The following is a 6,788-nucleotide window of genomic DNA, read 5'->3' as shown; positions in this document are numbered from 1 at the left end:
TACCATAAAGCCAATACTGTATGTAAAAACATAGATTTGTGTTGACTTTTGTTTCTGATTTATGTATAAATGTTAAATTCTGTTAGGGCAGATTTTATCTACTCTAATAATTGCTAGCTATGAAAATTTAGAGACGAATATGAAAAAGACTGCTTTAGTGATCGGTATGTTTGCATTGTTATTACAGGGCTGTGCAACGCCACATGTCGTACAGACTAAGAAAGTAAGCGACGTTAACCTATCTTGTCCACAAATTTTAAGTGAAATAGAAGAAGCTGATAGATTTGAAAAAGAAGCGCGTGCGGATCGTGGTGTCACTGGTAAAAATGTCGCCGTCGCTCTGTTATTTTGGCCTGCGCTGATTGGTACTTACTCTAATACAGATGAAGCTATTAATGCTGCAAAAGAACGTCGTGCCAATTTGACTAATTTATACGAACAAAAAAAGTGCAGATAATATAGTTATCGAATAACTATAGTAACGACTTATGCAAAAAAAGGCAGAGAATTTATTCTCTGCCTTTTTTTTGCGAATAGGCATAGATCAATGGAATCCATGTAAACCGACATCTTCTATCTAATATCATTTGTCATAATCTATCTTTATAGGAATAAGTAAGGTACCTGTAGTGGGTACCATCATCGGTAGGTAAGTTGCTGATATTTATATGATTGTCTGTAGGTAATTGCTTTGGGTGTACTTGTCGTGAGTATTTCGATGGTTTTTCGACTTGAATCAGGCTTTCATGGGGTTATTTTCGATAAGTGGCTTTACCTGTCCGAGAACGATCTTCAAGCAATAAAAAACCCGCAGTAGTTAGCAGGTTTTTTCAATATAGATTGCTTCTGTATATTTTATAGGTACTATCTTAATTGGCACAGCATATGACCATTGCATACCACCATCACAATAAAAATATCCATTCTGAAATTTTGAGATGTAAGCTGTAAAGTCATTCCCATTTAGATCACTTATTGCTTGTTGGTCACTCTCATCACTAACAGCACACCATATATTTTGATCATGCTTTAGCATGGCACGTGTCAAATCACTTCCTTTTAATCTGTCAACCATAATACATTTTTCATCTCCTGACAGTGAATTTGTAAAGCTCTTATAACGATATCAAATATACAATTGTCTGTATATCCATAATTTTATATGTTGGAAGAGCATCTGCTTTACCTGTCAGATAAGTTGCTTTTTAATGTTTGATCGGTACACAAGGAAGTAAACTAGCAGCCACAACCTTTGTTGTCATTGACTACCAGTAATTGGCTTTTGAAATATACCGTAGAATATACCGCAATATTACAAGGTGACTTGTCGCTGAATGTGAGTTTGGACGGCATAGTAGGAAGTAAACTATCGGCTGTAGACCAAGTTTTTTCGGGCTTTATTAATTTTTAATTTTTACAATACCAACAATCGGTTTTCGAACTGGATAAATCAGTAACCTTGCTCATTTAGTTCTCGGTATTTATCACACCCATATTGGTATCTACGATCACAAGTCTTACCAAACCACTCCTTTGCTGTAACTTTACTTTGGCGGACGCCATATCCATTAGAATACAAAACCCCAAGATAGAATTGGCTCCAAACATCGCCTTGATTGGCAGCTCTTTGAAACCACTCAACGGCTTGGGCGTAATCCTGAGTCACGCCTTCGCCTTCGTAGTACATCACTCCAAGATTATATTGGCTCAAAACATTGCCTTGATTGGCAGCTCTTTGAAACCACTTAACGGCTTTGCCATAATCTTGACTCACGCCTTCGCCTTCGTAGTACATCAGCCCAAGGTAGAATTGGCTCCAAACATTCCCCTGTTCTGCTAATGCTTTTTTCCCCTCAAAACTTAATAGTTCTTCGTCTGTTATGACTGCTTCCTGAGCTCGGGATATTAGGACTTGGACTTGGAACATTTCATCAAAATCATCTAGGGCTGTTGCCGATATCATTAGCCCAAGAGACAACCCTAAAACAATAAATATATTAGTGACTATATTTTTTAGTGCCTGCATGGTAATTACTTCCCTTAAAAGTGGTTCAATTTAAGTTCGGTGCGCTGTAAAGGCATCGAACTATATTATATAGCCCATTGTTTACGATATTTTCTTCTGCCTCAGCCAGCTAGCGACCCATACCTGGAGATCTTGACCTTGTAGGCACTCTAGTACGCTCAAGTTCTTGCTCTTTAGCTTTTATCGCCTCTCTGACTTGTCCAGCAATGTGCTTAATTCCTTCAGCTCCGTCTGTATTTCTGTCTGTGAGCCTTTGATTTTCGCTTGTGACTGCTCTATTTTGCTCTGTGCGTTCGCTAATGCGCTCAATTCGCTCTCCCACTTCACGGTATCGCTCTCTAGCTGCGTCGTATCGCTCTTGAGATAGTCGGGCAGTGCTATCGTACTCTGATACGTCTTTAACTGCGCTACGAGTTGAATTTGCACGTTCCCTAAAGCCAATAATTCGCTTGCCAACGATGCTTGCGTTGTCACGTGATTGTTCTGATGATTTACCCATCCGTTGAATACGTTTGTTTGTTCTATCATCGTATTCTTCAACTGCTTGAATAACGTCGGTAAGCGTTCCAGCTCTTGTGTTTTGGTCTGTGCCAATGTGTTCAATGAGGCGGTCAATTCCGCTATATCTTGGTCTTTCTCGTCTAGCATCTGCTGCATGTATTGCTGTTGGTCGTCTAGCATCTGCTCTTGGCGTTTGATCGTGTCCTGCTGTGCTTGTAGGGCTTTTTGTACTTGCTCTAGTAGTCTCTTGTCCATGACTTACCTCTGCCCGTAGTTGATGGGGGGCTGCTGTGTCTGCGATTGTGGCTGGGATTTTTGAATGATATAAGTCGGCTTCGAGAACTTGTTGACCAGCATTGCTCCTATCATCATGCCAAATATCATTACGGTGATTGCGACGATACTGGTGACTATCACCCATTTTTTCATCTCTGACTTGATAACCTTCGCTATCCTGTCTTCTCTCTGCTCTATCAGTTGCGCTATGTGATCTGTATAAGCTTCTATCGTCTTCTCTATGTCTTTTGCGAACAGGTTTAAATGCTTGGTGGTATGGGCTTGGACGTTGCTCATATAGGTTTCGAGGGCGGTACTCATATCGGTTTGATGCGTTGCTAAGGTCGTGAGCAACTGCTCGTTGCTCGTGTCTAGGCTGTCCATGCCTTGCTTGATGATAGTCTCGCTTTCTTTCAATTTCGCTGTCATAAAGCTGTTTAGCTGCGTCGTAGCGTTCTCTACTTCCTGCTCGATAATTTTCGCTTGCTGCTGTGACTTCGCTTTGAACTTCTCTGCTAAATTTAAAGCCTCGCTCATATAATCCACCTGTTAGCCTGATATTTCGTTTTGCTTTAGGATCTGGGTTTTTAATACTGATTGCTTTGTCTGTCTCTCGTGCAATCTCAAAGCCACCATCCGTTAGGGCTTGAATAACATCGTCACGATTGGTTATAACGCCCTCAACCACCAATGCCTTTAGACCGTCAGTAATGGCTTGCCTAGCGTCCTTAATGTCTCTTGGTAAGTTGTCACGCTGCGCCATTAGTCGCTTATTGGCTGGGTCATTAGGGTCGGTAAAACCATGCTCGATGTTTTGCATGTCTTTCCATGCGTTGACTCTGCGCTTATCAACGCTGTGAACATAGGGCTGAAATGCCCTGCCGTGTTCTAAATCAACGTTAGCAAAGACAAAGTTCAGCTCTAACCGTCCTTTGTCTCGATGCTCAATCCATGAAACGGCAACTCTATCAACGTCTAGCCCTGCTCGAAGGGTTTCCTCAAAGCCGTCCATCAAGGCATTTTTTTGTTCTGCAGTAACTTCGTCGGCTGTCTCGGTGAATGATAAGCAACCACTGGTATATTTTTGCTTGAAGTCTAGGCTATCAATGAGCAAGGCTTGATTGTCTATGTCGCCCCTCAAGATTTCGGCACCAAGCCGTTTACCGTCCGGCTGCTCTTTGTCGTTAAGCAAATAGTCAAACACGCCTTTGCTGCCACCAGTGCCATGAGTGAAGAATTTAACAATCATCGGGTAAGCTCGATGCTAGTGCTTTGTCTAGCGTGGTCTGCAAATCAAGTAAGGCAATCAATACGGCATTACCCACTTCTTGCCCTGTGTTGGTCTGCTTGGCGATTTGATTGATATTGATACCAATGCGATTAATGGCTCGCACCAATTCGGGGTCGGCACTATGGACGATTTTTTTGTGCTTAGGTTCGGGTGGGGCTATCGGTTGATCGAGCACCAATTTGCGAACGTAGTTAGACATATCATGTGCGCCTGTCCGCTTTTTAATGTCTGCAACTTCTTGATCAGTCACTCTGATTTTTAGCCATTTTGTCCTTGCCATTTTAACCTCGGTCTAGCTGTTGTTTTTACCCCTCACGGCTTTTTGTGAGGGGTTGGGGTTAAGGGGTTTCCCCTTACCGGCATGCCTTGGGTCAATAGTAACGTAGTGGATATTGTACCCACGGTATATGCTGGCTTACAATAAAAACTAGATGGTAGCTATAAAATATGAATAATTAGTATTAAATAATGCTCTTAACAAATGAGTTATAATGATGATTAATATTTGTAGTAGGTAAGCTTTTTCAAAAACTTACCTACTACAAATAAACACTATAATAAGTTTTAAAAATACTATGAAAAAAATATTACCTTTAATATTATTTATTTTCTCAATGAGTGCTTGTTCAGAAGTGCCATATTCTTTAACAGATGCAGAAGAGTATGGCATTTCTGCTGAGGAAACTGTAAAAAAATACACGAGTAAAGCTGAGCAAGGTGATGCTGATGCTCAATATAACCTTGGCTCGCATTACGAATTCAGTGACAAAAACAAAAATATAGACGTAGCTATCAAATGGTATGAGAAGGCAGCTTCACAGGGGCATATAGATTCAATGAATAGTCTTGGAGCATTGTATGATCCCTTATATGGGCGTAAGAAAGATGCCAAAAAATCTTTCTATTGGAATAAAAAGGCTGCTGAGAACGGCAATACTGATTCACAGGTAGAGATAGCAGACGCATATGAGAAAGGTGAAGTAGTAGAGCAGAACACTGCCCTAAGCGTAATGTGGCTTAGTAAAGCTGCAAACGCAGGAGATAACTTTGCTACTTACCAACTTGCTGATAGGTACTATATAGGGGATGGCGTAGAGCAAAACTACGCAAAGGCTATAGCTCTCTATAAGAAGGCGGCTAAAGAAGATAACCCGTACGCCAAAAGGGCACTCGTAAATGCTCTGTACAAAGATGAAGACTACATAGAAGCGTTTAAGTACGCTCAAGAATATTATGAACCATACAGCATACTAACTAACGATGCGCAAGATTCATACATATTAGGTGAGATGTACGAACTTGGACGCGGCACTAGACAAGATATTAAAAAAGCAAAAGAGAACTATGGGAAAAGCTGCGACGATGGATGGCAAATTGGATGCGATAAATATAGACAGCTTAACGAAAAAAGCTACTAACGAAGAACAAGCAAGAAGCTTAAGAGAATAGCCTAAGCAAGGAAAAAGGCCTAACAAAGCGCTGTTATCTGATTTAGGCTTATCCACTGTCAAATTTTGCCGACTCTTTTCCGTCTTTGATATGTGCTTTCAGATATGCCTAATTCTTCCCAAGGCTTCAATGACTGCTCTGACGTCGCTACAGGCTTACGCTTAGAGACTTTACCTCCTTTACTACCTTTAATTGCCTGACGATGTATAAACTCGTTATAGTGATAAGCATCACGTTTCCAGCAGTATTTAGCAATGCTCTTGGCAGTAGCTTTGATTTCTGAGTACGGTAATGGCTCTGAAAACATCATATTTACGTTCTGTGCGTGTTTAAGTACTGAATTGAGCCATTGATCCCAAGTCTTCCCTCTGTGCTCTCTAATCGCAGAATACGCCCAATGACGAACGGTATCGAACAGGGAACAGTTCCTACCAAGTCCATATTCTTTCTCTTTAGTTGTTAGAGGTCTAAGATCAACAAAATCTGCTAGATAATTCAGCTCATAGGCTTCTTTCGTCCATACCTCGGTACGCCAATGCTCGTGCATCGGATTTTTGGTGATGAAGTTGGTATAACCGACGTCTGCTCTTGTCTCTCTGACCAATCCTGCTTGTATCTTAGCGAGATAATCTAAGGCTTTACGGCTGCCATGCTCACTGGTACAAACAGGTGTTTTTAGCTCATAAACAATGTGAGCGTGTCCGTTTTCAGGATTTTGGCTTGTCCACCGTGGCGGTGGTAGGTATTCTTCCGCCCAACGCATTGCGCCATGCTTATGATCAATGTCTAGGCAAATGAAGTGGGTCATGCAAGGAGGGTTATGCTGGATGTACCGCATTTTGACGGCAGTTTGCCTAGGACGAATGACAAGATTACCTAAATCATCGGTGCAATAGGGCTTATGGGGGAGTGTTTCGTATATTTCAGGTAGTATTAACATCACGCACACTTGTGTTGGTGCGCCTGCTGATATAAAATGACCGTTCGAATATGGTGGGTTTTATATCTGCTGACACAGATTAAAATTCATCTAACCCCCGATGCCTGCAAGCATCGGGGGTTACTCGTTTCTAGCACTTGAGTTTACGCTTTCCTTACCCTCGCGTCAATTATCAATTTCCTCGTAAAGCCATGCCATTTAAGGGGTACATAGCCCTAAAAATTTCTGCCTACGTCATATTATATATCCATGCTAATGCTTGAATAAGAACGCTTGGAACAGTGTTTTTCATAAATTGACTCATC

7 protein-coding genes are annotated in these 6,788 nt (G+C 41.3%); 2 read left to right on the top strand and 5 right to left on the bottom strand.

Going from position 1 to position 6,788, the window contains the following annotated elements:
• Window positions 1–139: 139 nt before the first annotated feature.
• On the top strand, window positions 140–457 hold the full coding sequence (locus tag PG901_RS13210) for a hypothetical protein (protein ID WP_181717797.1): 318 nt from the start codon (window positions 140–142) through the stop codon (window positions 455–457).
• 360 nt (window positions 458–817) lie between these two features.
• Here the strand turns inward: PG901_RS13210 and PG901_RS13205 are convergent, their stop codons facing one another.
• The 4 genes from PG901_RS13205 to PG901_RS13190 form a co-directional block, all read right to left on the bottom strand.
• Window positions 818–1,075: a hypothetical protein gene (locus tag PG901_RS13205; RefSeq protein ID WP_181717796.1), complete on the bottom strand. Its 258-nt coding sequence runs from the start codon at window positions 1,073–1,075 to the stop codon at window positions 818–820.
• Between the two features lie 375 nt (window positions 1,076–1,450).
• Complete coding sequence (locus PG901_RS13200) at window positions 1,451–2,026, bottom strand: tetratricopeptide repeat protein (protein WP_181717795.1); 576 nt, start codon at window positions 2,024–2,026, stop codon at window positions 1,451–1,453.
• A 759-nt stretch (window positions 2,027–2,785) separates the two neighbouring features.
• Window positions 2,786–3,340, bottom strand: a complete 555-nt coding sequence (locus tag PG901_RS13735) for an MbeB family mobilization protein (RefSeq protein WP_416383525.1) — start codon at window positions 3,338–3,340, stop codon at window positions 2,786–2,788.
• Window positions 3,341–4,041: 701 nt separating this feature from the next.
• A complete protein-coding gene (locus PG901_RS13190; RefSeq protein WP_181717800.1) occupies window positions 4,042–4,374 on the bottom strand; it encodes a plasmid mobilization protein in 333 nt (110 codons plus the stop codon).
• Window positions 4,375–4,669: 295 nt separating this feature from the next.
• Between PG901_RS13190 and PG901_RS13185 the strand changes: the two genes are divergently transcribed.
• Window positions 4,670–5,512, top strand: a complete 843-nt coding sequence (locus PG901_RS13185) for a tetratricopeptide repeat protein (protein ID WP_181717799.1) — start codon at window positions 4,670–4,672, stop codon at window positions 5,510–5,512.
• Window positions 5,513–5,601: 89 nt separating this feature from the next.
• Here the strand turns inward: PG901_RS13185 and PG901_RS13180 are convergent, their stop codons facing one another.
• On the bottom strand, window positions 5,602–6,483 hold the full coding sequence (locus PG901_RS13180) for a replication initiation protein (RefSeq protein ID WP_181717798.1): 882 nt from the start codon (window positions 6,481–6,483) through the stop codon (window positions 5,602–5,604).
• Window positions 6,484–6,788: the final 305 nt, after the last annotated feature.

The sequence above is a fragment of the Psychrobacter sp. ANT_H3 genome (assembly GCF_027919975.1).
Lineage (GTDB): Bacteria > Pseudomonadota > Gammaproteobacteria > Pseudomonadales > Moraxellaceae > Psychrobacter > Psychrobacter maritimus.
The sequence above is the reverse complement of the archived record's forward strand: the minus strand, read 5'-3'. Positions and strand labels throughout refer to the sequence as shown.

Excerpts from the sequence above, each read along its gene's own strand:
- PG901_RS13180 (WP_181717798.1), bottom strand. The coding sequence starts at position 6,483 with ATGTTAATACTACCTGAAATATACGAAACACTCCCCCATAAGCCCTAT.
- PG901_RS13205 (WP_181717796.1), bottom strand. The coding sequence starts at position 1,075 with ATGGTTGACAGATTAAAAGGAAGTGATTTGACACGTGCCATGCTAAAG.
- PG901_RS13210 (WP_181717797.1), top strand. The coding sequence starts at position 140 with ATGAAAAAGACTGCTTTAGTGATCGGTATGTTTGCATTGTTATTACAG.
- PG901_RS13190 (WP_181717800.1), bottom strand. The coding sequence starts at position 4,374 with ATGGCAAGGACAAAATGGCTAAAAATCAGAGTGACTGATCAAGAAGTT.
- PG901_RS13185 (WP_181717799.1), top strand. The coding sequence starts at position 4,670 with ATGAAAAAAATATTACCTTTAATATTATTTATTTTCTCAATGAGTGCT.
- PG901_RS13200 (WP_181717795.1), bottom strand. The coding sequence starts at position 2,026 with ATGCAGGCACTAAAAAATATAGTCACTAATATATTTATTGTTTTAGGG.
- PG901_RS13735 (WP_416383525.1), bottom strand. The coding sequence starts at position 3,340 with ATGAGCGAGGCTTTAAATTTAGCAGAGAAGTTCAAAGCGAAGTCACAG.